This window comes from Vibrio sp. JC009 (genome assembly GCF_029016485.1).
Classification (GTDB): Bacteria; Pseudomonadota; Gammaproteobacteria; order Enterobacterales; family Vibrionaceae; genus Vibrio.
The window spans coordinates 790579-815739 of the sequence record NZ_CP092107.1 but is presented as its reverse complement, the minus strand read 5'-3'; the positions used below and the strand labels follow the sequence as shown (position 1 = coordinate 815739).

General features: G+C 47.0%; 20 protein-coding genes. 3 read left to right on the top strand and 17 right to left on the bottom strand.

Going from position 1 to position 25161, the window contains the following annotated elements:
* Nucleotide 1: 1 nt before the first annotated feature.
* From L3Q72_RS18525 to L3Q72_RS18485, 9 genes are all read right to left on the bottom strand, one after another.
* Nucleotides 2-763 carry a DeoR/GlpR family transcriptional regulator gene (locus L3Q72_RS18525; RefSeq protein ID WP_275133641.1) on the bottom strand — a complete coding sequence of 254 codons (762 nt, stop codon included), beginning with the start codon at nucleotides 761-763 and terminating at the stop codon, nucleotides 2-4.
* A gap of 112 nt (nucleotides 764-875) precedes the next feature.
* Nucleotides 876-1433, bottom strand: a complete 558-nt coding sequence (locus tag L3Q72_RS18520; RefSeq protein ID WP_275133640.1) for a hypothetical protein — start codon at nucleotides 1431-1433, stop codon at nucleotides 876-878.
* The gene (locus tag L3Q72_RS18515; RefSeq protein WP_275133639.1) at nucleotides 1417-1878 is read right to left on the bottom strand and encodes a hypothetical protein; all 462 of its coding nucleotides are present in this window, start codon (nucleotides 1876-1878) and stop codon (nucleotides 1417-1419) included. Before L3Q72_RS18515 ends, L3Q72_RS18520 begins: the two co-directional genes overlap by 17 nt.
* Nucleotides 1879-2033: 155 nt before the next feature.
* Nucleotides 2034-3149, bottom strand: coding sequence for a serine hydrolase domain-containing protein (locus L3Q72_RS18510; protein ID WP_275133638.1), 1116 nt, complete (start codon nucleotides 3147-3149; stop codon nucleotides 2034-2036).
* A 41-nt stretch (nucleotides 3150-3190) separates the two neighbouring features.
* On the bottom strand, nucleotides 3191-5185 hold the full coding sequence (locus tag L3Q72_RS18505) for an efflux RND transporter permease subunit (protein WP_275133637.1): 1995 nt from the start codon (nucleotides 5183-5185) through the stop codon (nucleotides 3191-3193).
* Nucleotides 5173-5346: an efflux RND transporter permease subunit gene (locus L3Q72_RS18500; RefSeq protein WP_275133636.1), complete on the bottom strand. Its 174-nt coding sequence runs from the start codon at nucleotides 5344-5346 to the stop codon at nucleotides 5173-5175. Before L3Q72_RS18500 ends, L3Q72_RS18505 begins: the two co-directional genes overlap by 13 nt.
* The gene (locus L3Q72_RS18495; RefSeq protein WP_275133635.1) at nucleotides 5343-6230 is read right to left on the bottom strand and encodes an HlyD family efflux transporter periplasmic adaptor subunit; all 888 of its coding nucleotides are present in this window, start codon (nucleotides 6228-6230) and stop codon (nucleotides 5343-5345) included. The genes L3Q72_RS18500 and L3Q72_RS18495 overlap by 4 nt, the downstream gene beginning before the upstream one ends.
* Nucleotides 6231-6262: 32 nt before the next feature.
* Complete coding sequence (locus tag L3Q72_RS18490) at nucleotides 6263-7099, bottom strand: hypothetical protein (protein WP_275133634.1); 837 nt, start codon at nucleotides 7097-7099, stop codon at nucleotides 6263-6265.
* Between the two features lie 28 nt (nucleotides 7100-7127).
* Entirely contained in the window at nucleotides 7128-7469 is a 342-nt protein-coding gene (locus L3Q72_RS18485) for a hypothetical protein (RefSeq protein ID WP_275133633.1), read from the bottom strand.
* A 403-nt stretch (nucleotides 7470-7872) separates the two neighbouring features.
* On the opposite strand from L3Q72_RS18485, the gene L3Q72_RS18480 reads away from it, so the two are divergent.
* Nucleotides 7873-9759, top strand: a complete 1887-nt coding sequence (locus L3Q72_RS18480; protein WP_275133632.1) for a methyl-accepting chemotaxis protein — start codon at nucleotides 7873-7875, stop codon at nucleotides 9757-9759.
* A gap of 36 nt (nucleotides 9760-9795) precedes the next feature.
* Here L3Q72_RS18480 and L3Q72_RS18475 read toward each other — a convergent pair whose 3' ends face one another.
* From L3Q72_RS18475 to L3Q72_RS18465, 3 genes are all read right to left on the bottom strand, one after another.
* Complete coding sequence (locus L3Q72_RS18475) at nucleotides 9796-11118, bottom strand: diguanylate cyclase (protein WP_275133631.1); 1323 nt, start codon at nucleotides 11116-11118, stop codon at nucleotides 9796-9798.
* Nucleotides 11119-11275: 157 nt separating this feature from the next.
* Nucleotides 11276-12658 (bottom strand): HAMP domain-containing sensor histidine kinase, encoded by a 1383-nt coding sequence (locus tag L3Q72_RS18470; RefSeq protein WP_275133630.1) that lies wholly within the window; start codon nucleotides 12656-12658, stop codon nucleotides 11276-11278.
* Nucleotides 12651-13337, bottom strand: coding sequence for a response regulator transcription factor (locus tag L3Q72_RS18465; protein WP_275133629.1), 687 nt, complete (start codon nucleotides 13335-13337; stop codon nucleotides 12651-12653). Before L3Q72_RS18465 ends, L3Q72_RS18470 begins: the two co-directional genes overlap by 8 nt.
* Before the next feature lie 171 nt (nucleotides 13338-13508).
* On the opposite strand from L3Q72_RS18465, the gene L3Q72_RS18460 reads away from it, so the two are divergent.
* Nucleotides 13509-14735 (top strand): hypothetical protein, encoded by a 1227-nt coding sequence (locus tag L3Q72_RS18460; RefSeq protein ID WP_275133628.1) that lies wholly within the window; start codon nucleotides 13509-13511, stop codon nucleotides 14733-14735.
* A gap of 138 nt (nucleotides 14736-14873) precedes the next feature.
* On the opposite strand, the gene L3Q72_RS18455 is transcribed toward L3Q72_RS18460, so the two are convergent.
* Nucleotides 14874-15851, bottom strand: a complete 978-nt coding sequence (locus L3Q72_RS18455) for a glycyl-radical enzyme activating protein (RefSeq protein ID WP_275133627.1) — start codon at nucleotides 15849-15851, stop codon at nucleotides 14874-14876.
* Between the two features lie 184 nt (nucleotides 15852-16035).
* Nucleotides 16036-18567 (bottom strand): formate C-acetyltransferase/glycerol dehydratase family glycyl radical enzyme, encoded by a 2532-nt coding sequence (locus L3Q72_RS18450; RefSeq protein WP_275133626.1) that lies wholly within the window; start codon nucleotides 18565-18567, stop codon nucleotides 16036-16038.
* A gap of 305 nt (nucleotides 18568-18872) precedes the next feature.
* On the opposite strand from L3Q72_RS18450, the gene L3Q72_RS18445 reads away from it, so the two are divergent.
* Nucleotides 18873-19613: a sulfite exporter TauE/SafE family protein gene (locus L3Q72_RS18445; protein WP_275133625.1), complete on the top strand. Its 741-nt coding sequence runs from the start codon at nucleotides 18873-18875 to the stop codon at nucleotides 19611-19613.
* Between the two features lie 75 nt (nucleotides 19614-19688).
* Here the strand turns inward: L3Q72_RS18445 and L3Q72_RS18440 are convergent, their stop codons facing one another.
* The 3 genes from L3Q72_RS18440 to L3Q72_RS18430 form a co-directional block, all read right to left on the bottom strand.
* Entirely contained in the window at nucleotides 19689-21608 is a 1920-nt protein-coding gene (locus L3Q72_RS18440) for a diguanylate cyclase (protein WP_275133624.1), read from the bottom strand.
* A gap of 10 nt (nucleotides 21609-21618) precedes the next feature.
* Entirely contained in the window at nucleotides 21619-22902 is a 1284-nt protein-coding gene (locus L3Q72_RS18435) for an HD domain-containing phosphohydrolase (RefSeq protein WP_275133623.1), read from the bottom strand.
* A 174-nt stretch (nucleotides 22903-23076) separates the two neighbouring features.
* Nucleotides 23077-25083 (bottom strand): alpha-glucosidase, encoded by a 2007-nt coding sequence (locus tag L3Q72_RS18430; RefSeq protein WP_275133622.1) that lies wholly within the window; start codon nucleotides 25081-25083, stop codon nucleotides 23077-23079.
* Nucleotides 25084-25161 lie beyond the last annotated feature (78 nt).

The following is a 25161-nucleotide window of genomic DNA, read 5'->3' as shown; positions in this document are numbered from 1 at the left end:
GTTAGATGATCTCTAGCTGAACGTCATTTGCACTGAGAACTTCGCAGATCTCTTCCGGCGGGCGCAGGTCGGTTACCACCAGATCCACCTCTTCTAGGCCGCCCAGCTTAACCATGGCATTGCGGCCAAACTTGGTGTGGTCTACCCCCAGAAATACACAGCGGCTGTTCTCTAAAATAGCGCGTTTTACCCTTACTTCGTGGTAATCAAAGTCAAGCAGAGAGCCGTCGAAGTCGATGCCGCTGATACCTAAGATGCCAAAGTCGAGACGGAACTGGGAAATAAAGTCCATGGTGGCTTCGCCTGTGACACCCCCGTCATAGCCCCGCACTTCACCACCGGCCAGAATGACTTTAAAGTCAGACTTGGACATCAGCATAGAGGCAACATTGATATTGTTGGTGACAACACGAAGGTTTTTGTGATTTTCCAGTAAAGCTTTAGCGACCGCTTCTGGCGTGGTGCCAATATCGATAAACAGGGTCGCACCGTCAGGAATGTGTTCGGCCAGCTTAAAAGCAATTTTCTGTTTTTCCTGCTGGTAAGATATTTTCCGGGTCTGATAAGAAGAGTTCTCGGAACTGGTAACAATAGTAGCGCCGCCGTGGTTTCTTTTTATCTGGTCCATATCAGCCAGATCGTTCAGATCCCTTCTGATGGTCTGGGGGCTGACATCAAAGATTTCCGCTAAATCTTCGGTACTGACATAGCCCTGAGTTTTTACCAGCTTAACAATTTCCTGATGGCGTTTAATTGCTTTCACAATCCGCTCCGTGATCCGACTTCTCCGAAAGGGGTAGTTTATACCAGATTTTGCAATTTTCTAATAAGTGAAATAACAACAATGTGTGATTATGAAATAAAAAAGATACTTATTAGTACTGAACCAGACCACTAACCCACTCAGTCAAAGAAGTAAGTAAGCCAATCAGCAGGCCTTCACCAAGCGCGACTGCGACGATGACCTGCTTTCTGGTTAGCCCTGAGATGCGGGCGAGGTAGACAATAATCTCCGTAAATACCAGTGGGAAAAAGGCCCAGCCGGCGACGGCTGCCACTCCCATAGAGTTGACCCAGTTCTGAGCTCTCTGAATGGATTTTCCCGGCATAGCGTTCAGTTTTTTGGTGATATCAAGGTAATCCACCGCAAGGCAGACCAGGTAAGCAGAACAGCAGGACGCAGTCAGCGTTACACTAAATAGCAGCCAGGACTCGACAACACTCGCCATTAACAGGATAAAAGGCATAGTCGGGATAAACAGAACCCCTCGGACTGAGATCAGAGCTGCGTAACCGGATAATACATACCACTGATTGTCAGTGATAACTTCCCGCATTTCAGCCAGAGTGTAGTTGTTATTAAGCCACTGAACCCCGAGGATGGCTAAAACGACAACGGCACCCCATACAACAAGTTTAATGATGGCGTTCATGTTTCGGTCCTTCGTGCTCCTTGCAAACCTGATGCTCTAAAGCTTCCTGACAACTCTGTCTTCCTCCACAGCGTAAACCTGTAACCTGCCAGGCTAAATCAAGCGTTCTGTGCATGCCAACAAGGGTGTACTGACATTTTTGGGGATAGTCATGCATAACAAACATCCTTGCAAAAAACACGCTTTTATCCCGGTTATCAGGGAGATCTTTACGCAGTTGCAAAAAGTCTGACTCATCCGTATTGGTGACCTCTGTTAGCTGAAGGTCTTTAAACAGCTCTTCTTTTGTCTGGATGCTGTGATCTAAAAACTTATGCGCAGGCAAGAGATCAAATGTGGTCGTAAGTGTAGAGGTAAAGAATGTTGGCACAAATGCAACACAGACAACGGTCAGCAAAAATGAGATAAACAGTGCCACACACACCCGAAAGATAGTTTTTAGCATCGCGCTCCTGCCCTTAAATACATAAGTTTCTTTTGTTTGATCTATTATGGTTGAATATTCCATATAGTCAGTGTTTTTGGCTCCACTTACTTCCGCCGGAAACAGGTTAACAATAATTTCATCAGTGAAGGTTTAGAACTGGTTTAGCATTGGTATTATAGCTGCTTAAGCACTTCATCCCAGAAGTGAGTCACAATCCGGCTGCCCACGGAAGATTCGCCATTGATCAGCAGACCAATGCCGATATTGTGTTTTTTTGAGTAGGCCAGTTCGGCGGAGAAGCCGGTCACCCAGCCGCTGTGATAGATCAGCTCTTCGCCACCATAGTTGAAGATGCGCCAGCCCAGTCCGTAGTCTGCTCTTTTTAGTTTTTTGCGCCAGTACTTGCGGCGCATATCCCGCTTGGTTTCGATGCGTGGTGTGGAAACTGTTTCCAGTACATCGGGGGAGATCACCGCCGGATATCCGCCCAACTGAGCCTTCAGCCACTGGCCCATATCGCTGATGCTGGCGTTTACACCTGCTGCGGGCAGCACGCGGTAGTAGTCCAGTTCCACTTTTCTGGCATACCAGCGTGTCTTACCGCGAACGTGGGGAGCGGCGCGGTTATCGCTGTGAAGGTAGCTTTGCATCCCCAGTGAGGCATCTGTCATCTCCAGCGGGTCAAACACCTTTTGCTGCATCAGTTCGCTGTAGTTTTTGTTTGCCGACTGCTTAAGGATCGGGTCAATCAGTCCGAACATCAGGTTGGTGTAACCGTAGCAGTTGCCGGGCATACACAGGGGCTCCAGCCTTTCGAACATAGGGTAGATCTTACTAAGAGGCTGGTGGGCATCCAGCAGGTTGTCGTAGACGTTGTGTACCATCCCTGTGGTATGGCTCAGAAGATGCTGCACCTGAAGCTGGTTTGAAGCCTCAAGGTTTTTGTAGCGAAATTCCGGCAAATAATTAGAAATGGGATCATCCCAGTTTAATTTATGCTCCTTAACCATAATCGCCGCCAGTTCACTGGCAAATGTCTTGGAAACCGAGGCAAGCCGGAATACGGTGTTTTCATCAACCTTGCTGCGCTCACCCTGTTTTCTGACACCATACAGACTCAGCAGTTGTACCTTATCACCCTGTACCACAACCAAGGCCCCGCCAGGCACCTTATCTTTCTTTAGTTGTTGTGAGAAATAACCATTCAGATCCCGGGTTACCGGAGAGAGATCGAGTGCATGAGAGGAAAAAGCAGCACAGAAAGTCAGTGCTGCAACAAGACGAAACATAATTAAAACCGAATCCAAAAAATACAAAGTTCGATATAATATCACAAAGGCGATAAATCAGTTGAAAACTTACTTAGCCTGAAATCATCCAGGATCAGAAGCACGCAAGGTACAACAATTGAGGCCAGCAGGGTTGCTGATATCAGCCCGAACGCGATACTGGCGATGAGCGGGATCAGAAACTGTGCCTGAGTACTGGTCTCTGTCAGCAGCGGAAGCAGACCGGCAAAGGTAGTCAGGGATGTGATAAAAATCGCCCTGAATCTGTCATGCACAGCTTCCCGGCAGGCGTCGACCAGACTGATACCTTTTTCCAGCTTCTCTTCGATAAAACTCACCAGCAGGATATTATCGTTTACTACGATACCGGCAAGGGTGGCAAAACCGACCAGACTTGGAATGGTAAGATCAAGTCCCATTCCCAGATGCCCCCAGATAACGCCTATCCAGCCCATGGGAATGGCTAACAGTACGGCTATTGGATGAGTGTAACTGCGGAACAGGAAGGTCAGAATAAGATAGATTCCCACCACTCCCATGGCAAAGAAGGTCATAAGTGATGAACCGGTATCTGAGCTCTCTTTGTCCTGACCCTGAGAAACAAATCTTACATCCGGGAATTTCTTCTCTGAAGCCGGAACAAATTCCTTGTGGAACTGCTGCATAATTTCACGGGCGTTGGCGGTACGGGTATTGATATTGCCCTGCACAGTAACCGTGCTTACACCGTTAATGCGGTTAATCCGTGAGAAGGTCTGCTTTTCCTCAAAGGTGGCTATGCCGGAAAGGGGAACCAGAGTGCCGTTGGATGCAGTGACCATCAGATCTTTCAGCTCCTGAAGGCTTGCCTGATGGGTAAACTCATCCAGGCGGACGGTAATATCTACGGTTTCACCGCTCTGGAAAACAGTAAGGTCTGTACTGCCTTTAACTGCACTGCGAAGCGTCTGGGCAAGCTGGGAAGCGTTAACGCCCATGACTCCGGCTTCATCTTTCAGATTCACATGGATTTCCGTTCTGCCATAGCGCAGATCGCTGGAGAGATTAAATACCCCGTCAAACCCTTTCAGCCACTTAATCAGTGAACGGCTGACCTTGTTTAACTGCTCCAGAGAATCGCCCTGCACCCGGATATCAATGCCGTTACCCGCAAGGCCGCGCTCTTTGTCGGTAAACTTAAGTGAGACCACATCAGCAGTTGGCCCGGTATTCTTTTTCCAGCTCTGAATCAGAGACTTGATGCTCTGCTGGCGGAACTGAGCAGGCAACAGGTCGGCACTGATGGTTGCCATATGAGGACCGGATTCATTGGCGTCTACGTTGGTGTTGAACATAATGGTTTTGCTTTTCACCAAGGGTTCCGATTCCGGATACTTCTCGGCGTATTCCTGATTCAGCTTATCCAGGGCTGCGGAGACTTTTTCAACCACAGTTTCTGTCTGAGTCAGCAGGCTTCCCTGTGGCAGAAGGATACGTGCCTGAAGCACATCACTTTCCAGCGATGGCATCGCCTTAAACTTAAGCAGGCCGGCAGAGAAAGAGGCGGTAGAGATCATCACAACCATAAGCAATGTGCCAAGGGTTAAGTAGGGCGCATTGATCGCTTTACTGGTCAGCGGCACAAAGAATTTATCTCTCACACCTTCAAAACCTGCGATAAATTTATCCCGCAGCGGGTTGGAGCCGGACTCAGGATGGCTGTGCGCCAGATGCGAAGGAAGGATCAGAAAGGCCTCTATCAGGCTGACCAACAAAGTGATCAGCAGGATAATCGGAATATAGCGCAACACTTCACCCATTTTCCCGGTCAGGAACATCAACGGACCAAGCACCATAAGCGTGGTGGCAAATGAGGCGAGCACGCCGGGAAGTACCTGTTTGGTTCCGGCAATGGCAGCCTCAAAGGGTGGCATTCCCTGTTGCCGTTTGGCGGCGATATTTTCAGCAATGATCAGGGAATCATCCATCAGCAGGCCAATGGCGACAATAAGGCCGACCATAGTCATCATATTCAGGGTGTAGCCTAACAGGTGCATGGTGAAGCGCCGGGGTAGCTTATCCGAACCTCAATATCCTTGGTTGGCGTGATTGGAAAAGTATCTTTCTGCAGCTTTGGCAGGGCGAAGGCTCCCAGCAGCAGAATGGCAATCATTAATACGTTGGCGCCGGTTGCATGGCGGGCAAAAAAAGCGATCATGACTTGTCCTCGCTATTTTTCGGTTTCCCGGCTTTAAACCCCGTTTCCTTGTCCAGCCATTGGTTTATCTTTTTATCCGGCTGAGGCTTAAGGGACATACCTTCAACCGCCGGAGACAGCTTACTCAGTACAACAATATCGTCTTTCTCCAAACCAGATTTGACAACTGCAACCTGGCCCTGAACAAAGTCAATTTTTACCGGTTTGATGACCAGCTTTCCGTCTTTGACGGTATAAACCCTGTCATTGTGAATTGCGGTGACCGGCAGCAGCATCTGCTTTTTCATTACCGGAGCTTTCAGAGTCACCTTAACAAAGGTATCGCGGATCAGCGGTGGCTTTTTACCCGGAACGGCCTGCTGGTAAGGGTCAGCGATCTGCACCACTATGCTCTGGCTCTGGGTTTGCGCATCTACCTGTCCGCCGGATCGGTTTACCTGACCTTCCCAGGAGACGTTTTTGTCTCCGGCCTGAAGCTCAACCACGGCTTCCAGATTATTGTGAACATTATTGTCCATTGAGCTGAGCCGGCTATCTGCTCTCAGAGGCCGCATCTTACCAAGCGGGAACTGCGCGCTGACTTCCACCGCATCAATGCCGTCCGCTTTTAGCATCAACTCGCCTTTGTTGACGTACTCTGCTAAGCCAACAAGAGCATCGGTAATACGGATATCAAATGGCGCTTTAATCAGGGTAAGTTCAAGGTCTCTTTTGGCCAGAGCCAGTTCGGTCTGCAGAACCTGCTGCTCTGCTTTATTTATTGCCAGACTGTTCTTTTGCGACTGAAGCTGCTGCTGGCTGCTTAACAGCTCTCTGGTGGCTTTATCTCTTTCGGTTTTGGAAATATGCCCGGTTTCGCTAAAAGCGCCCTTGATTGGGCGCAAAAGTGGGAACAAACCTGATTTTGTTCTGATAACTAACGCATCTTAAACAGTTCTTTGTGGAACCTTTCTTCCGGTACACCGGCAGCAGCAAGGCCGGCTTGCAGTGATTTTCCGAATGCTTCCGGTCCGCAGAAGCTGATATCAAAATCTTTGGTCTGCATCTTGTCGAGAATCTGGTCGCTATCCAGAAGCTGGCCGCTTTCTGCATCAAGGATATGCAGCTCAATAAAGTCCAGGTTCTGTAGCAGCCCGGCAATCTCTTTACTGAAGAACGCTTCTTTCTTCGAGTTAACGCAGTAGAACAGGTGCACTTTTTCAAACTTCAGGTGCTGCATGTTTGCTTTTTTCTTCAGCCAGTACAGACGGGAAACGAAAGGCACAATACCAATGCCGGCACCAACCCAGGCCTGCTTTTCTACTTCAGGGATCTGGAATGTACCGTAACCGCCTTCTACCGTTACCTTCTGGCCTGCTTTCAGGCTGTTAACCAGCTTGTGGGTATAGTCGCCCAGATCTTTAACACCAAACTCAATTAGCTTGTTCTCAGCATCAAAGTTAAGCACAGAGAACGGGTGAGGCGCTTCTTTGTCATGGAAGTTCAGGTAAGCAAACTGGCCTTCTTTGTAGCGGATATCAGAATCCAGCTTTATTGAGAAACGCACCGTCATATTCTGCCCCGGCTGTACTGAGAAGGCTTTAACCTTTTCTACCTGCCCGTCAACCTTGTTTTTCTTGCCGATACTGCCTGACAGCGACAGCCATGAACACCAGACACCAACAATTGAAATCGCCGCAATCGCCAGGTTCATTGGAATAGTTCCGATATTCCAGTCCAGCAGGAACGCTGTGTGGAATACACCGGCAAGCATCAGAAGACCGCCAAGCTTGTGAGTAAACTTAAATTTCCGGGCGTGGGCCGCGGTTTGGTCTTGCGATAACGCCGCTTTCTACCAGCGCCTGTCCGCCTTTGATAATCGCCCAGTGGAGAAACAGAGAAACCGTAGCGCCAATGCCCAGATCTTTGTGCAGTTTATAGCCCTTATCCAGCCCCCTTACTTTCTCTTCCACCCAGCTAAAACGGGCAGCAAGCAGCACTGCCAGGCCCATATAGCCCAGACCAAGCAGGCCTGTGTACATGATTAACTGATGACGCCAGCCGAAAAAGTTATCCAGGTTATCCCAGCCCATAAGCAGGCTGGGTAACCAGAGAAGAGTAAGTATGGCGGTAAATCTCAACATAAGGGGTTTCTCATAAAATGGGATGAATTATTTGCGAGCATGATAAAAGCGAAACATGACGAAACAAAGCCGATTTACGTTGCTTTAATTAGCTTTACGTTTCTTTACATAAATGGATATAAATCGTCATTTGGGAAGATAGATTTATCCCTGCGTGGCATAGGTTTCTCTGAGCTCTGTTCTCTAAGTCAGGAAGCCTTGTCAGATAACGAATCTGGCAAATATTTTCTTTTGCGCTTTTCAATAAAGTCTATTTTTTGACATGAAAACTTACAAAAAAGTTGCTAAAGTGACCTGAGTTGGTGTATTAATGCACACTTTGTGGCACGCTTCACATGTTTAACTGGGAAGTCTGTCAATAAAGCTCTAAAGCCATAAATTATCCGCTGGACAGGTAAAATATATGACAGATCAACGTTCTATTTCTTTACGAACGAAATTATTCCTACTTTTAACAGTAAGTGCTCTCTTGGTTGGTGGCATTGTTGCAACTTTGAGCTTTATAAAGATCAATGAGATATCTGAAGAGAACAGTCTGGCGAGACTGGTAGACAGTAACAGAGAGATATCTTCTTCGGTTGACGCCTATAGCCGATCAGTAAAGTCCTCTCTGAACTTTGCAGCAAAAATTTATGATGAGAACTCAAGCTATGCTGAACAGGGCGAGTTCTTCACCGCTCTGAACGCCAGTACTCATTCAGTCGTATCCTATGCCGGTCTGGTTGGAAAAGGGGTTGCTAATATCACCGGCGAACTGATACCAATGACCAAGCTGGATATCACAAAGCGAGAGTGGTACCAATGCGTAATGAATACCGGTGAGTTCTGTATCACTACACCGTATAAATCTATTAACGGCAATATGGTTATTGCGTGGGCAGAGCCTATTAAACGCAATGGCCAGATTATCGGTATGCTGAACGTCAATAAGGAGATGAACGATCTTTCAGAGCTGGTTATCAGTTCTGTTCAGGACAGCGCATACCTGACATCGGCTTTCCGCAGAGATGGCTTTATTATTGGCAGCTCTGTTAAGGAGAATGTAGGTAAGAACGTCTTTGAGATTACCGGAACCACTGAGTCAGACTTCCGCTCCAGCCTGAATAAAATGGTTCTGATTGATGGTTTCTACAGATATGTGACTTTCTCAGAAGAGGCGAATTTATACGTTGGCGTTCAGGTATCTGAAAGCTATATCCGTGAAGCGGCTATGAGCGCTGCTATTACCTCAATTGTTGCCGCTGCTGTAGTAATTACATTAGCTCTGTTATTTGCCGCTTTCTTTATGAAAAGAGCGCTGGGTATTCCTCTGGAGAAAATGACAACCGTGGCTCAGAGCATTGCCTCGGGTAATCTGAACAACCATATCGACCTGAGCCGTTATAAGAACGATGAAATCGGCACACTGGCCCGTTCATTTTCAGGGATGCAGGAGTCACTGCGTGAAACGGTTCATCAGCTAAACAGCTCAGCCAGTGAGCTGGAAAATGCGTCTGACATCGTTGTTGGTGCATCACAGCAAAATGCTCTGAATATGCAGAATCAGCAGCAGGAGCTGACTACTCTGGTTACTTCTATGGAGCAGATGCAGGCCAGCGTTAATGAAATTGCTCAGAGCGCGGCAGAGACTCAGGCGGTTACTCAGAGTGCTACTGAAGTGTCTCAGCAGTCATTTACACTGGTAGAACAGGCTATCGATTCAATCCGCTCGGTTGAAACAGAAAATGAAAGCATTAAGTCTAAGATCGATGCGCTGAAGGATGACAGTGGCAAAATCAGTACCATTCTGGATGTTATTGTCGGTATCTCAGAGCAGACTAACCTGCTGGCACTGAATGCCGCGATTGAAGCAGCAAGGGCAGGAGAGCATGGCCGTGGCTTTGCAGTGGTTGCCGATGAAGTAAGAAATCTGGCACAGAAAACTCAGGAATCGTCTGAAGAGATCAACACCATGATCAAGACGATTCAGGACCGGAGTGATGACTTGACCAGCGCAATTGAAGGAAGTGCCGACATCATCAGCCGCGCTGTTGAGGTTTCAGATAAGGTTGGTATGTCCATAGGCGAGGTGAATGAGTCGATTCAGGACACCTTTAAAATGAACGCTCAGATAGCCAGCGCCGCTGAGGAGCAAAATATTGTTACCCGCGAGCTGAATAACAATATTACTGCTATCAATGACTCTTCTATTGCGGTAACCAGTGAGTCAGCGCAGACAGCAGAAACGGCTTCTACACTGAATGAAGTGACTGTAAGGCTGACGGATGTTACCAAGCGATTTGTAATCTAAGTATCCTGCTAAACCCGGAAGAAATGAATAGCCCCGTTACTCTTGTAATGGGGCTTTTAGTTCATCAATAACAGCCAGATTTTTACCTGCGAGTTTTGCCTGATATAAAGCCTTGTCAGCTGCTTCTAAAAGGTGCTCAGCCTGGGTGTTCTCCCCGGGCGTAACGGTAATCCCGCCAATGCTGATGGTGATATACATGTATGGCCCGATGGTTTCGTTGCCAGTCGGTATTTTTAATGACTCAATGGCAACCCGGAGTCTTTCGCCTGTCTTCCTTACTTCCTCTATATCGATATTTGCCAGTACCACACAAAACTTATCCCCATCATAACGTGCGACACAGTCGGCCGGGCGGTTTATGATTTTTCCCACCCTGTGGGCGATACTCTGTAGTACCTGATCGCCGACTACCTGCCCCAGGCTGTTGTTATAGAGCTTGAACCAGTCTATATCGACCATAAGCAAGCCCAGTGGCTGCTGCTCCCGGGCAGCACGTTTTATTTCATCGTCCAGAAACAGATCCAGATAACGGCGGTTATACAGGTTGGTTAGTGGGTCAAGCTGAGACAGCTGTTCGGCTTTTTCTTTTTCTAAAGTGAGGGCCAGCTCAACGGAGTGGTGGGTCATGATATGCTCTCTGGCTGACCTATTTGCGACCACCATCCCCAGAATGCCAAGCAGCCAGATCAGTCCGTAGGACCAGACTGCGGTTTCAATGGTTTCATTTCTTAGCTTCATGTAGGGTTCCACAGGAACTGAAACACCCACACCACCTCTGACATCGCCCACTTTGTAACCCTGGTTTTCGTGACACTTAAGACAGCTCTCTTCGGTCATAAATGCTTGCATATATCTTAGGTAAGGTTCGCCATCGATCTGGGTTATTTCTGAGTACTCTTCTACTCCGCGTTCAAACATGGTCAGTACTTTTTTCTCCCACTCATCGGCGACATTGATAGGATTGAGAGGGTTTAAGCTGGTGATACGTCCCTTAATGCCATATAGCTGAGAATAGTCATGCATTGTCTGGCGTATCATGTAGGCAGGGTTCATCAGTGTTAGCTGCTTACCCTCAGGCGCAACAATATCTCTGTCGGGAATATTACTCAGATACGGATTGGGTGGTGTGTCTTCTGATACAGGCACATAAACGCCACCATGTTTGGCGGACCACTGGCGCAGGGCAACATCTTTATTGAAACTGGCTTTGGCCTCTAAGCGTGCGTAGTCTTCAGCGTGCTTTTCTTCTTTCCAGATAGTCCAGCTAAGAAGTCCGACAAGTGAAAGTGTCCAGCAGGCAAATACCAGGAGTGTCACATTACGAAGGTGTTTTTGTTTGCGAGCTAATAGGATATTCATGTTGTTTTATAGATACTGCCGATTCAAATATTCTTTTGATTATTAAGGAGTATAGGAGAGCAAAAATAAAACGACCTGCCTGGCTTTCGGTAATGAGACTTAGGTCTGCAAATATAGAGTATTCGTACTAACAATAAGGGTTCAGATGCTGTTCCGGTTAAGGATAGGATTTCAGTTCAGCCTTTTTCTGTTGCCGGATTTCACAGGTCAAAACAAACTTAGCGCCACCAGAGTTGCTACTTGTCACCGTCAGTGTTCCATCCAGTTTTTTCGCTGCTGAACTGGCAATGGCCAGTCCTAATCCCAGTCCGCCGGTTTTTCTGTCACGGCTTTTATCCAGCCTTGCAAATGGTACAAAGACGTATTGCTGTTTATCCTCCGGAATTCCGGGGCCATCATCTGCGACGGATAATATTTGCTGCCCGCTCTGTTTCATTTCAGAAACCACGATTCGGGAGTGGGTGTGCAGCAGTGCATTTTTCAGAAGGTTGTCCATCAGCAAGCGAAAATGCATGGCATCACACTGGATAAATGAGTCGTTATCTATGTCCAGCTCTACCTCAATGCCGGGGCGGGGCTGAAGTGCCTCCAGCCTGGACAGGATAAACGCTTTTAAAGCAATTGGCTGAAGCGGGTTAACTCTGTCTGCCGGACTTGCTGAGTTTAAGCGGGAATAGGCTACAACCTGATTTGTCAGATCTTCAAGGTCATCAATATAGCTATCAATATTGTCCAGCAGTTCGGACTGTGATTTTTCCTGGCAAGTTTTGCGCAGCAGGCCGGATGCAAGCTGAATCCGGCTCAGTGGTGTCCGTATTTCGTGGGGAACTGCCTGAGCAAAAACCAGACTTTCGCTCACCTTGTTATCTATCTCTTCTGCCATCAGGTTAAAGTTGGCGGCCAGGTCATTGAGAGGGGCAGGGATATCCTCATCGGCGCGGGTATTCAGGTTACCTTTACCAAACTGATTTTGTGTCAGGATGAGTGTCTCAATTTGTTTATGTAATCTCCGTGTCGGGTAATAGAGTACACCCGCGATGACCAGAAGGGTGACAGCAAAGAGGATGAACGGCAGTAACTCTTCTTCGTCCTGATACCATTCAGGAGTGTCTGTTTCAGCAATTTCTAATGGTGCTCTGTCGCTTATTATCAGCAGATGTTTGGAATCCGGGAGTGTGTATACGGAGGACATTCTGCCATCCTCTCTGCCATATACCTTAACCCCTTTCACTGAGGACAGAAAAGTACACTTCTTACAGGGCGGTTGCGGGGAGTTCTGGTCCAGTAGCATCAGTTCAAATTGGAAATGCGGAATAGGTGAGTGCTTACTTTCAAAGAAAGCTTTTGTTGTCATGTTTTCACTTTTCAAGTTTTGCTGAATATTCTGGTAGACGTATTGCGTATCTCTTACAAAGTCTTCAATGGAATCTTTTTCAAGATAGCTTTGCATAAGCTGAAAAGTGAGAAATATGCCCGCACACAGGGAGGCAATCATGCTTATGTAGAGACGTGCGAACATTGGGGGAATAAGTTTAGCCATCGACCAGCATATATCCTTTGTTGCGTACTGTCAGAATCTGTTTGTAGGGCGCTTTGCTGTCATTCAGTTTTTTGCGTAAACCGGAAATTCGCATATCCACTGAGCGGTCGTTATAGTCGTAGCTAATGCCACGAAGGGAGCTGCAGCAATCTTCTCTGGATACCACTTTTCCCGCGTTGCTAGCCAGCAGGAGCAGCATTTCATATTCAGCGTCAGCAAGTACCAGTTCATTGTTATCGAAATAGACGGATTTATCTTTCGTTTCAATGCGTATTTTGCCCACGCTAAGATAACGGTTATCAGGCACGTTACTGGTGGAGCGACGGAGCAGGGCTTCAATTCTGGCTGCCATAATATGTGGTTTCACCGGTTTGGTCAGGTAGTCATCCGCCCCCAGTTTGAGCAAGCTTACTTCGCTGATATCGTCAGCGCATGCGGTCAGAACCAGAATGGGCTTTTGATAAAACTCTCTGGCTTGCTTACAAATTTCATTGCCGCTCAGGCCCGGCAGCATCAGGTCTAGGATCACCAGATCGGGCGCATTTTCCCGGATAGCCGGAATGGCCTGAAGGCCATCTTCAACCATAACCGTATCGTAACCTTCTGCCTCGAGATACATTGCTGTGAGACGGGCTATCTCCTGGTCATCTTCTACGATTAATAACTGTGCCTTTGCCACGGGTATCTTCTTCTCTGCCAAACCATATCCACTATGTTACTGACCTTATGGTTAAAATTATAGGCAGCTTACATCTGCTTACATAGCAGCGGGCGTTGCTTACATGACCTTACCCAAAGATTTTTTCAGTCAGTCAGAATAACTCTGAATTCAATTAAGAAGAGTTTTGCAGTGAAAAGATCTAATATTCTCTCAATCATCACATTAGCCGCTGCTGCTGGCGTCACCGGATGCAATTCAGGTTCTTCAGTAAGCAGCAATAATTCCAATACTCAGGCTGCGACAAATCTTTCTTCGGAGACACTGGCGCTGGGTATTGAAGCTGTGCCTGATGACCTTGCCCAAACCTACAGTAGTAACCTGAAATTTAACCGTTACACCAAAGTGACCGCTCCAAATGGTCAGGCGATTCATATCATTGCTCAGGACGGGTTGACCGATAATCAGATAGTCCGGGCCCGCTTAATACTGGAGCATTATCTGACTAATTATCCGGGTTCAACCTACGGCGCGGATAAGTCTGCCGTTGCCAATAAAATGACTGAAAACGGGGCAAAACTATTGCTGCTTAATGGCTGCGATGACGGAAGTAACTCAGCTGCAGAGCTGGAAGGCCAGCCACTGTATCATGATGAGATTCAGGTAGAGGGCGGTAGCTGGTATATCAACCAGAATTACGAACACAGGGACGCCTCATTCGAAGAAATCCTGCATTTGGTTCATGATACCGGTATTGGTATTGATCAGGGAGGCTCAGATGGTGCTCTGCCTGCTTATCAGGCGGAAATCAGAAGTGCTCAGGTAACGGCGCTGGCCGGTAACCTTTGGGGAATGGGAGATGAAAACCGGAGCTGGATTCAGGAGCTGACGGCAGAAAACAGTCTTTCTCAGGAGTACCTGGCGTCGGTTATCGACTCCTATTACGGGCTATGGGGAGCCTGGACAGAGAGCAGCACTCACGGTATGTGGGGAGTTTATATTGCCAAAACACGTTCAGAGATCTCATCTGAAGATCCTGAGGGCGCAGAGTTGATGAACAATAAGTTTTTCCATCCTTATCTGACCTATAACGCCAGAATTGACGAAAGTTTTAGCGGTGACTTTAGTCTGAAATATGATTCAGCAAAGTCTTATACCAACCATTCACAGTATCTAAAAGATGTGACACTGACGGGAAGTAACGCATCGAATGTTATTGTGAATCAGTATGACAACCGGATAACCGGGAACTCAGGGGAAAACAGGGTGATCTTCTCAGGCAACTCATCGCAGTATTCGGTGGATAGGGCCAGCAATGGCGAAACGAAGGTAACCGATCAGCTAGATAACCGGGATGGCATTAATGTGCTGAGTAATATCGAGAAGTTAGTGTTTACTGATACGGTAATGGAGTTGTAGGTCAGAACTAACAGTGTGCGGGGCTTCTGTTCAGGCTCTCATTTTGGCAATCGCATTTCTAATAGATCTAATCTATTAGAAGTTGGTTATCAAAAGGATATCTCGAGATTGACTCGGCGAGCGCCCCGGAAAAACAGGTCACTCCCTCTCCTTTGTGCCTACTAAGCAGTGTATTCCCCGCTCATTAAAATATTCAGCAATCTGACCAACCTGCTCCTGAAACTCGGTGCGGTCGAAATTCAGATCTTTCATTTTGTAGGGTATACCCAGAGATTCATATTTCTCTTCACCCAGGCGCATAAAGCTCAGAAGCTGCAGTGTGCGGACATTTCCGGACATTTCGTTTTGGATAAAGTCCGCTGTGGCTTTAATATTTTCCGGGTTGTCATTGATAGTTGGAATAACCGGGATTCTCAGAATAATTTCTTTGCCTGTGGCTGAGAGCTGCTTCAGGTTTTTCAGGATCTTATGGTTATCCACTCCGGTGTACTTTTTATGCAGCTCGCTATCCATCAGTTTGATATCGGAAATAATCAGATCGGTATAAGGAAGCAGTTTTTCAATCCGGTTCCAGTTGGAGAAAAAGCTGGACTCTAAACAGGTATGAATGCCTGCTTGTTTGCATGCCTGAAACAGCTCTAAGACAAAGTCACTCTGGAGCAGGGGCTCTCCGCCGGATACTGTGACGCCTCCGCCTGAGCGGTCGTAGAAGCCTTTGTCCTGCATGATGGCTTTCATACACTCTTCCACAGACATGATTTTGCCCCATTGTTTGATGGCTTCAGAAGGGCATTCATCGGCACAGGCAAGGCAGTCTGTGCATTCATTGCGGTCTATTTCCGCAAGCTTATGTCCTTCAGTGCCTGACTCTGGGAAAATCAGAATTCCGGGATAAGGACAAACATCGATGCATGAACCACACTTCTCGCTTGAGATACATTTATTCTGATAGACACCAACTTCAATGTGTTGGTTAAAACTTTCAGGGTTACCACACCAGTCACACCTTAGCGGGCAGCCTTTTAGAAAGAACTCCGTGCGGATACCCGGGCCGTCGTGTAATGTGAACCGCTGGATGTTAAGGACAGTACCCAAGGCGTGTTTTGAGTTTGGCACTAGTTACCTCAATGAATTGTCAGGTGGGTGGCATGCTTAAATGATGTCATCCCCGCGGAGGCGGGGATCTGCTATCAGCGCGTTGTAGAGCCAGTTTTTCCACTTAACTCTACAACATGCGTTGAGTAGATTCCTGCCTTCGCAGGAATGACGATGGGTTTAGTTATGTCAGTAAACCGGGTGACTAGAATCTCAGTTCAGTACGCTGAATCAGGTCATCCTGAAGTGGTTTACCCAGCTCAACAAAGTAAGCACTGTAACCCGCTACACGTACCAGCATGTCTTTGTACATTTCAGGGTTTTTCTGTGCCGCGCGCATTTTTTCTGAGCTCATAATGTTGAACTGAACATGCATGCCCTGCTTAGACATATACTCATCCACAAAGCTAACCAGGATATCCCGGCCTTCCACACCAGAAACCGCATCTTCAGGGAAGCGAAGGTTTAGCAGGGTTCCGTTAGTTGCAAGGCTGTGGTCAACTTTTGTTACTGAGTTAATCACCGCTGTCGGGCCTGAAATATCGTGTGAGCCGCCTTCGGTGTGAACCGGGCCCATATTGTCTGAGATCGGCTCTTCGTTCTTACGGCCATCCAGAGAAGCATTGGTGTACAAACCCATACCAACGTTGGCGTTTACCGTGTATACACCCGGGCTGAATTCGCCACCACGAGGGTTCTTACGGCCTTTAATATGGCGGCAGTAACACTCGAACATAAACTTAAACAGTTCATCCGCTTCATCAATATCGTTGCCGTAATGAGGGATCTTAGAGCTGTTCACCAACGCATACAGCTTCTCGTGACCGTCCCAGTTATCTTTAACGGCATCCAGCAGCTCTTTACCTGTGTACTTCTTATCATCAAACATCAGCTTTTTGATGGTGGCCAGTGAATCAGCACAGGTTGCGATACCGGCTGCCTGCGGAGCGGTGCCGTTATATTTAACGCCACCGGCGGTCATGTCTCGGCCCGTCTCGATACAGCCTTCAAAGAATGCCGAGATATAAGGCGTAGGCTTAACCATACGGTGGATCTTGTCGGTGACATTCAGACAACTGCACAGTTGGTCACACCAGTAGGCGAACTGCTTATCAACGCTTTCCAGTACCTCTTCAAAGGACTGATAGGTTTCCAGGCTACCTGTATCCGGGCCTAACTGCTTGCCGGCATCTGGGCCGGAAAGAATGCGGCCACCATTGATGACCATCTCCATCATCTTAGCAGTGTTAACATAACCGGCATCCAGCCAGCCGTGCTCTTTGCCCGGAATGCTTGGCTCAACACAACCGACAACGGCGTAGTCACGCGCTTCTTCCAGAGTAACGCCTTTACCCTGCATGGCTTTAACTGCCGGACCGTCATTGAACAGTTTCGGGTGGCCGTAACCGGCTCTGACACATTCAATGGTTTTGATTTTTAACTCATAAGGCGTGTTTTCATGCATACGCACACAAACCCACGGGTTCATCATGCGGGTATGTACAGAGCCTTCCAGCATCAGCATGGTCAGGTCGTTAGTGGCGTCATCACCGTTTTCGTCAACACCGCCAATGGTTAAGCTTTCACCACCAAAACCGCGACCGTTACGTACTTTTACCGTACCTTTGTCTTTCAGTTTTGTCGGATTGTTCATCTTCACATACAGAACTTCAATCAGCTCAAGAATAAACTCTTTTGATACTGAGTTGCGGTTTACATCTTCTGCATAGAACGGGTAAAGCCACTGGTCCATACGTCCGTATGAGATGGAGTGGCCGTTGCCTTCAATCTGAGTAAGGGTCGTTGCGAAGTTAAACAGCTGAACCGCCTGCCAGAAGGTCTGAGGTACGCCGCCAGCAATCTGGTCGCAGTTTGCTGACATATCCAGCAGTTCCTGCTTTCTTTTCGCATCCGCTTCTTCTTTTGCCATCTCTTTGGCAAGTTTTGCATAGCGGGCAACGTAGGCTTTAGCGGCTTCCAGCACGATAATCGTAGACTTGTAGTAGTCGCGCTTTTCACCGAAGTCTGGATCCTGTTTTGACAGTTTTGCAAAAGAAGTTTTAGCCTGCTCTATCACACCATCAAAGCCAAGCGTCATCAGCTTTTTAAAGTCCATTGCGAAATGGCCGATGCCGGCAAAATGGTAGTTATTGGTCTGGAAGACCTTTTCACCCATATGAGAACCTTTCTTCTGATCTTCATCCAGGTGAGCTGTGATGATCTCGTTGGCGCTTTTACCTTTCCAGTATTCACAAAGCTCAAGGATTTCTGCTCTGTCTTCATCGTTGCGGATGTAGAACTGATCGTTGGCGCGCTCTTCAAACGGCGAGTTCAGGATCTCATCAATAATCCAGTTAACTGAGAATTCCGGATAAATCGGAGAGGCTTTTGCCGGTGCTGCGATTTCACCTAAGATCAGATCTTCATCGTAGATATGCAGCGTGGTATTAAGAAGAATATTTTCAAAGGCGTACGCACACTGAATTATACGCGGCATGGCTTCAGTGTTTTTATAAGACTCAGTAACCAGCCTTAGTCGCTCTACATCAATATCGTAGGATCTGTCCAGGAAGGTCTGTCTTAGCTTGTTGACTCTCGGGTATGGAGACCAGTCTTCATGGCCAACCTCGTATCCCAGACCATAAACTTTATCAAAGTCGTCTACACCACGGGCTAGGGTATGAGTGTTTGTTGTCATTTCAGACAAACTCTCTGCATCCACCTGGAAGTTATCCATTGTCTACCTCTTGAAATTTAAAAGCTGAAAAATCATCAAAATGCCAATACTCATTCCGGTTAAAAATGAGCATTGGCATTTTGACCATTATTTTATGTACATAAAACAACGTTATAGCCATCAGGCAACAGAAAACTGCTGACTATATGAACGGATTATACTTAATAGGTCGCAATTTGTCTGCGATTAATATCACATCGCGAAACCAAATGGACATAAAACAACATAATGTGACAAAAGTAATGGTAATTAGTTTTGTTGCGCCTATAATATCCACAAATTTCTTAAGCTCAGTAACAGGACATATGGATACCACAGTAATAATTGTTTCTTTGATCATAGCCCTGGCCGGCTTTACCCAAGGCCTGACCGGATTTGGCTCAGCAATGGTATCAGTACCGCTGCTTTCACTTGTGGTAGGCGCACAGACCGCCGTTCCCATTGCCGGTATCATCGGCTGGCTGGTAACGCTTCCTATCGCCTGGAAAATGCGCCATGCTATTCAGCATAAAGTTGGCCTGATTCTTTTTGCCGGTTCGGTTCCTGCTTCGTTTGTCGGAGCTAAGCTGCTGGCGACCATGCCTGCCCAGTACATCCTGCTTACCATGGGTATTGTGCTTATTGTTTCAAGCCTGCACTCATTCCGCTCATCTAAGCCGGTATTTGAGAAAACTTCCATTCCTGTGACCATTGGTGCCGGATTTACGTCAGGTGTGCTTGGGGCAAGTGTTGGTGAGTCAGGTCCACCGGTAATCGCATATACTTCAATGCAGCCATGGACTGCGGACCAGGTGAAAGCAACATTAACTTTCTTTTTCATGCTGCAGATGATCGGTGCCAACGTCAGCTTTTACAGTGAAGGACTGATTACGGATGAGGTGATTTCTCATGTGGTAAATTCTCTGCCAGCCTTTGCTGTGGGTATCGCTGGTGGCATGCTGTCATACAGCCTGCTGCACAAGTATAAGATCAACTATCACCACCTGGTGCACGTTTTCCTACTGTTCGTTGGTTGTGCGCTGGTGTACAAAAATGTCCATTTCTGATTGATTTTGTAATAAATCATAGCTTAGTTAGCAAAACGGCACCCATCGGGTGCCGTTTTTACAGGTTGAGTTAGGTCAACACTGATTCATACCTTTAAAGGTTTCAACCCGGTTTCTGCCGTGTTTCTTAGCGCAGTAAAGCGCCTGATCGGCACGGTTCAGAATCGTTAAGGTATCGGTATCATCGTGCTGAACTTCTGTTACTCCAAAGCTGACCGAAAGCGGGACAATTTCGCTTTCCAGTACCAGTGGCGATTTTTCAATATTGCTGCGTATGCGATCCAGATAACTGAACGCCGCTTCTTCACTGGCTCCGACCAGTATCAGTCCAAACTCATCGCCACCAAAGCGTGAAACCAGGTCTATCTTGCGAACACCGTGACTGACGGTATTGGCGATATGTTTTAGCGCATTATCGCCCACAGAGTGTCCGTGGGTATCGTTAATTGTCTTAAAGTGATCAACATCCAGCAGCACAACAGAGATATGCTGTTTTTCATCGCGATGAAAGCGCTCCAGCTCTTCCGACAGCCTGTCATCAAATATTCTGCGTGTTGGCAACTGAGTAAGGAAGTCCGTCGTTGCCAGCTTATGCAGCTCTGTCTCCATCTGCTTGCGCTCGGTGATATCGCGTGAAGAGGCATATAAGTAGTGCACTCCCGAAACCGAAATCCACTTGGCATTGATTTCTACATCAATAAATGACCCATCTTTTCGTTTGTGCCGGGTTTCAAATTTCAGAGGTTCAGTTGTTATATTATTCAGAATATCCAATTGCAGACCATCTAATAACTGGCTGTCCCAGTCCCGGACGTTCAGTTTTAATATTTCCTCTTCCGAATAACCCAGCATGCTTGAGAAAGAGTGGCTAAAGGTAACAATATTTCCGCTATGATCCATTATATGAATGCCGTCACTGGCCATATCCATATAAGCTTTATTCTTTTCCAGTAAGCTGTTTATTTTCTGGTTTAATTCCGACAGTTCAGCAACATTTTTTTCTTTGGTCTTATATTCGGTTGAAAACCGTTTAAACAAACTGGCTAAAAAGAAGCCGAATACTGAAGTAATAATAAGCGTGGTAATGGCACTATAAGTCAGATTTTTTCTAAACAGCTTCTCCTGAAAGGCGAGATATTTTTTGTTTAGCGACAGAACCAGCAACAGTTGATTATCTACAGGCAGCTCCAGCTTTCTTGAAAAGTAGCCGGTGCCCCTGTAGGTTTCATTTTGCAAAGCCGTGGTAACTTCCGGGATATCCGCTTCCAGACCCGGTAAGTCTTGATAACGGCTCCAGTTACGGTTTTTGTCGTAATGAATCAGTATCTCGCCATCTTCATCGGCTAGTATCATGTGGTATAAGGGAACGGCGAAAAGCGCGTCAAACAGGGGCTTCATAAAATAGTTTATGACCAGTATCCCTTTAAACTCATCCTCATGAGTAACAGGCATCACTGCCCGTAACGTCGCTTTGTATGGTGTTTCAACCTGTTTGTGTTCGACATTGAGGTCAAGTTTTGAAAACCATGTTTGGTTAGCCGGGAAGTTGACTGCCTTCTGAAAGTAGTATCGGTGAGACTTATTTTGCAACTGAGGCAGCAGCGATACTTCAGGCTCGTCTTCTGGCTTATTTCGTGAAACCCGCACTGTTTCCATACCAAAAGGATCCAGAAAACGAATATTCATTATTTCCTGATGGGTTCTGGCGATATTCAGTGCTGTGGTTTCAAAGTTTACTTTCGATGATGGAGCGATGAGAAAAAGGTTAAAGGCGTCACTTTTTCTTAATCCATCAATGGTGTTTTCAGCGCGGGTAAGAAAGGTTCTGATGACTCCTTCCCGCTCTTTAGTCTTTTTTACCGCGTTTGTCAGAGCGACATCTTCAGTTTGCCCTGAGAAAATAACCGACTGTGTCAGGACATTGGTAAGAATGACCAACGCACTGAATGAGATAAGTACTAAAAGGATTCCTTTGTGGTTCTTAAGACTAAGCATATTCAATCACTCAGGAGTCGCAATAACCGGGTACCGGTGTTTCCGGATCCATAACTGAGGCTTGATAGTACTTTTGCGGATCCTTTTTAATTACCCCCAGCACATCTGTGTCAATTTTGTCGTTTTCTGCCAGCGGAGTCAGCTTGTCAATGATTTCGTCAGAGGTATAGCGGCGCTGACGGTAAGGGCGCTCCTGTGAAAGTGCCTGGAAAATGTCAGCAACGGCGATAATGCGTGAAGGCAGATCCAGTTGCTCTGCGGTTTTATGGTACGGATAGCCGGAACCATCCAGACGCTCGTGATGGTTTGCCGCCCATACGCTGACATCCGAACTATGGAAAAAGCTGCGCAGCGTGTATTCAGTATCAACAGTGTGACGCCGGATACGGGTGAACTCCTCTTTAGTCAGCTCAGATTCTTTATGCAGAATGTTATCTGGTGTGCGAAGCTTTCCGATATCGTGCATCAGTCCGGCAACGTAAATCAGGTCTATCTTTTGCTTGCTGAGTCCCATCTCTTCCGCCACCATTGTTGCCAGCAGGGCGACCTTTTCTGAGTGTTGATAGGTAAAGGTGCTTTTTGCATCCACAATGCGGGCGATAAATTTAGCCAGCTGTATCACTTCACTGATTGGCAGGTTATGGCAGTAGTCCTGATCTGACTCTTCAGCAACAGCCAGAAGTTCTATATAAGACGGATCCATGTTGTACCAGAAGCCTTCCATGGTTACCAGTTCGCACATAGCGTCTACCATTCCGGGCTCAAACATGGTGCCGGACTGTTTATTCAGATGCTCTGAGATGATCTCTGCATGCAGGGTAACGGCTTCGTGATGAATGCTTTGTGTCAGGTAGTTTCTCAGGAAGTCGAGCCGGTCAGCCAGATAGACGATGGCGGAAATATCACGGTCATAGTCGGAGATGTCAGCTTCAAGAAGCTCTTGCCACTGAGTGTGATGGTAGAGAACAGGAACAGCGAATTTCTCAAGAAGCGGGCAGTTTTTTAGTTCTTCGTGCCCCCGGACACAGTGCTCTCTGACGCCTTCCGGCTCCAGATGCCAGACTAACTGGGAATGCTCATCGGTAGAAGAGACACCGCTATCGTGCACCAGTCCGGTGTAGTAGGCAAATTTGGCCTTAGACTCTTCCCAGCCCAAGCGCTTTGCGCACTCATACGCCATATAAGCCACCCGGTGGCTGTGATTGATATCATCGATTCCCACATAATCCAGTGCTCTGGCAATCATTAAGAGAGCGTGCCGAAGGTCAATTTCAATATTACCCTGTGTTTCCATCTGGTCTTCCTGACGTTTTTTAGTTCTATAATGAATATTCAACTAGTTTAACCTTACTTTAACTTATATGTTTTTTCGATTATTTGTGTTGATAAATGCAGGTTCCTTATTATTTAGGCAAAAAAAAGGCCCTCATAATGAGGGCCAGGGTAAGCATAACATGAATTATGTTTATTAGAATTCGCCGATCTTGCTCAGAAGTTCAACCTGCTCTGAAGCTTTACGGTAGAATACCGCTGGTTTACCAACAGGTGCGTCAACTTCTATCCAACCGCCAGTGAAGGTTTCGCCAGTCCATACGTGTACCCACTCATCCTCTGGAAGATACAGCTTCTGAACTTCCTGACCTTTGTTGTATACAGGTGCAACCATGATGTCGCGGCCAAACAGGTACTGGAACTTGATTTCGTATGCTTCAGTGTCGTCCTCGTAGTGCATAAACAGAGGACGCTGAACCGGCATACCCACTTCTGAGTTCTCTTTTACAGCTGCTTTGATGTATGGCTTAAGATGCTTAAAGATCTTAGTCATACGAGCCAGATGCGCTAGAGTCTCATCGTCTGTGTCGAACTGGTGGTTGTCGCCAGGACGGTTACCTTCGTGGCTACGCATGATAGGCGTAAATGCCGCCATTTCAGCCCAGCGCTGGAACAGTTCTTTTTCACGCTTGCAGCCGTGCAGAGTTGTGTAACCACCGATATCAGAGTGGTGGATACCGTTACCCATCAGGCCGGAAGAAAGCGCAGCCGGAATAACAGAAGCCAGACCGTCATCGATGCACCAGTCTACCAGTTGGTCGCCTCCCCATAACGTATGACAGTATCCCTGGATGCCTGTGCCGCCGGCGCGCATAAAGAATAGAATGTCGTCAGTCTTACCCGCTTCTTCAATTGCTTCGTGCTGTACTTTCGCCCAGCGGTAAGGCCATTTGTTGTGTTCGATTTCAGCGCTAACACCGTTGCTTAGTGAACAGTCTGTTGGCAGGTATTCACCGAAGTCACCCATCCAGCCGTCAAGGCCGAATTCGATCATGTTCTTCTTAATAACGCCTTTGTACCATTCGCACGCATCCGGGTTCGTGAAGTCAACCACACCACAGTAGAACTCACCAAAGTCTACAACGTACTTAGAGCCGTCTTCTTTGGTTGCCAGGAAGCCTTGTGCTTCTGCTTCTTTGTACAGAGGGAAATCTTCCAGTACGTATGGGTTGATGTAACCCAGGAAGCGAACGCCTTCTTCTTTCAGTTCATGGATCTTAGTATCAAGGCCAGGGTACAGCTCTTTGTTCCACTGCCAGTCCCACTGAAGACGCTTACCGAATGAAGTCATCTTGATGCCCTGCCAGTCCTGACACCATGCACCTGCAACCTCAACGCCAGCTTCTTTCGCGCGGTTTACTTTGTCGATAGTGATTTCAGTACCGCCCTGGATACCCAAGATCACACCGTTCAGAACCCAGTCCGGAAGTTCTGGCTGACGGCCAAATACGTCAGTGATGTTCTTAACCAGCGCAGGGAAAGACTCTTCTGCGTCAAGAAGCAGGTATTCAGGAATGTTCCATGCCTGTAGCTCGTGGAAATCAGCGTTGGTGAAATCGAAGTCAGCGTACGCTGTAGTTTCAAGGTGACAGAAGTACTTCTTGTCAGAAACGAAAGTTGGCTGAGGGTAGTTGGTGTTGTAGTAGTCACCGCCTGCTTTGTCTTTAGTGTCCGCAAGGAAGGTCACATAGCTGTTCTTGTTACGGCCAACACCTGGTTCAGAAGACCATAGCGGGAAGTTTTTGCCACGCAGGTTGAAGTAAGTCAGCTGTTCACCACAGCCGTATACTTTCTCTTCTTCTGTTGCTGTAATGCGCATCCAGAAACGGTTGAATTTCTTATCAATCGCGTCGAATTCTGCCTTCAGACGGCCTTCAGCTGTTTCGCTCACTGCCATTGCAATTGCAGGCTCGCCGTCGAACTTGAAAGTAACAACAGTTTTACCGTCAACTTCTTCAACAGAGAACTTACGCATTGGCAGACGTTCTGTTACGTAATCAGTAATTTTGAAGTTACCACGATACATATCGTAGTTTGCATCACCAACACCTAAAAATAGTGCCGGGTTTTCTTCAGTATGTGTAAATACAATTCTTTCTTTATGTTTAATAGTCAATGAATTGTTGTCATAAGATACGTTCATCGAAATAACTCCAGTTATATAGGGGACTATATTCTCAGAAAATTAATAAGACTTATATTTTCAGAGAATATATATTTT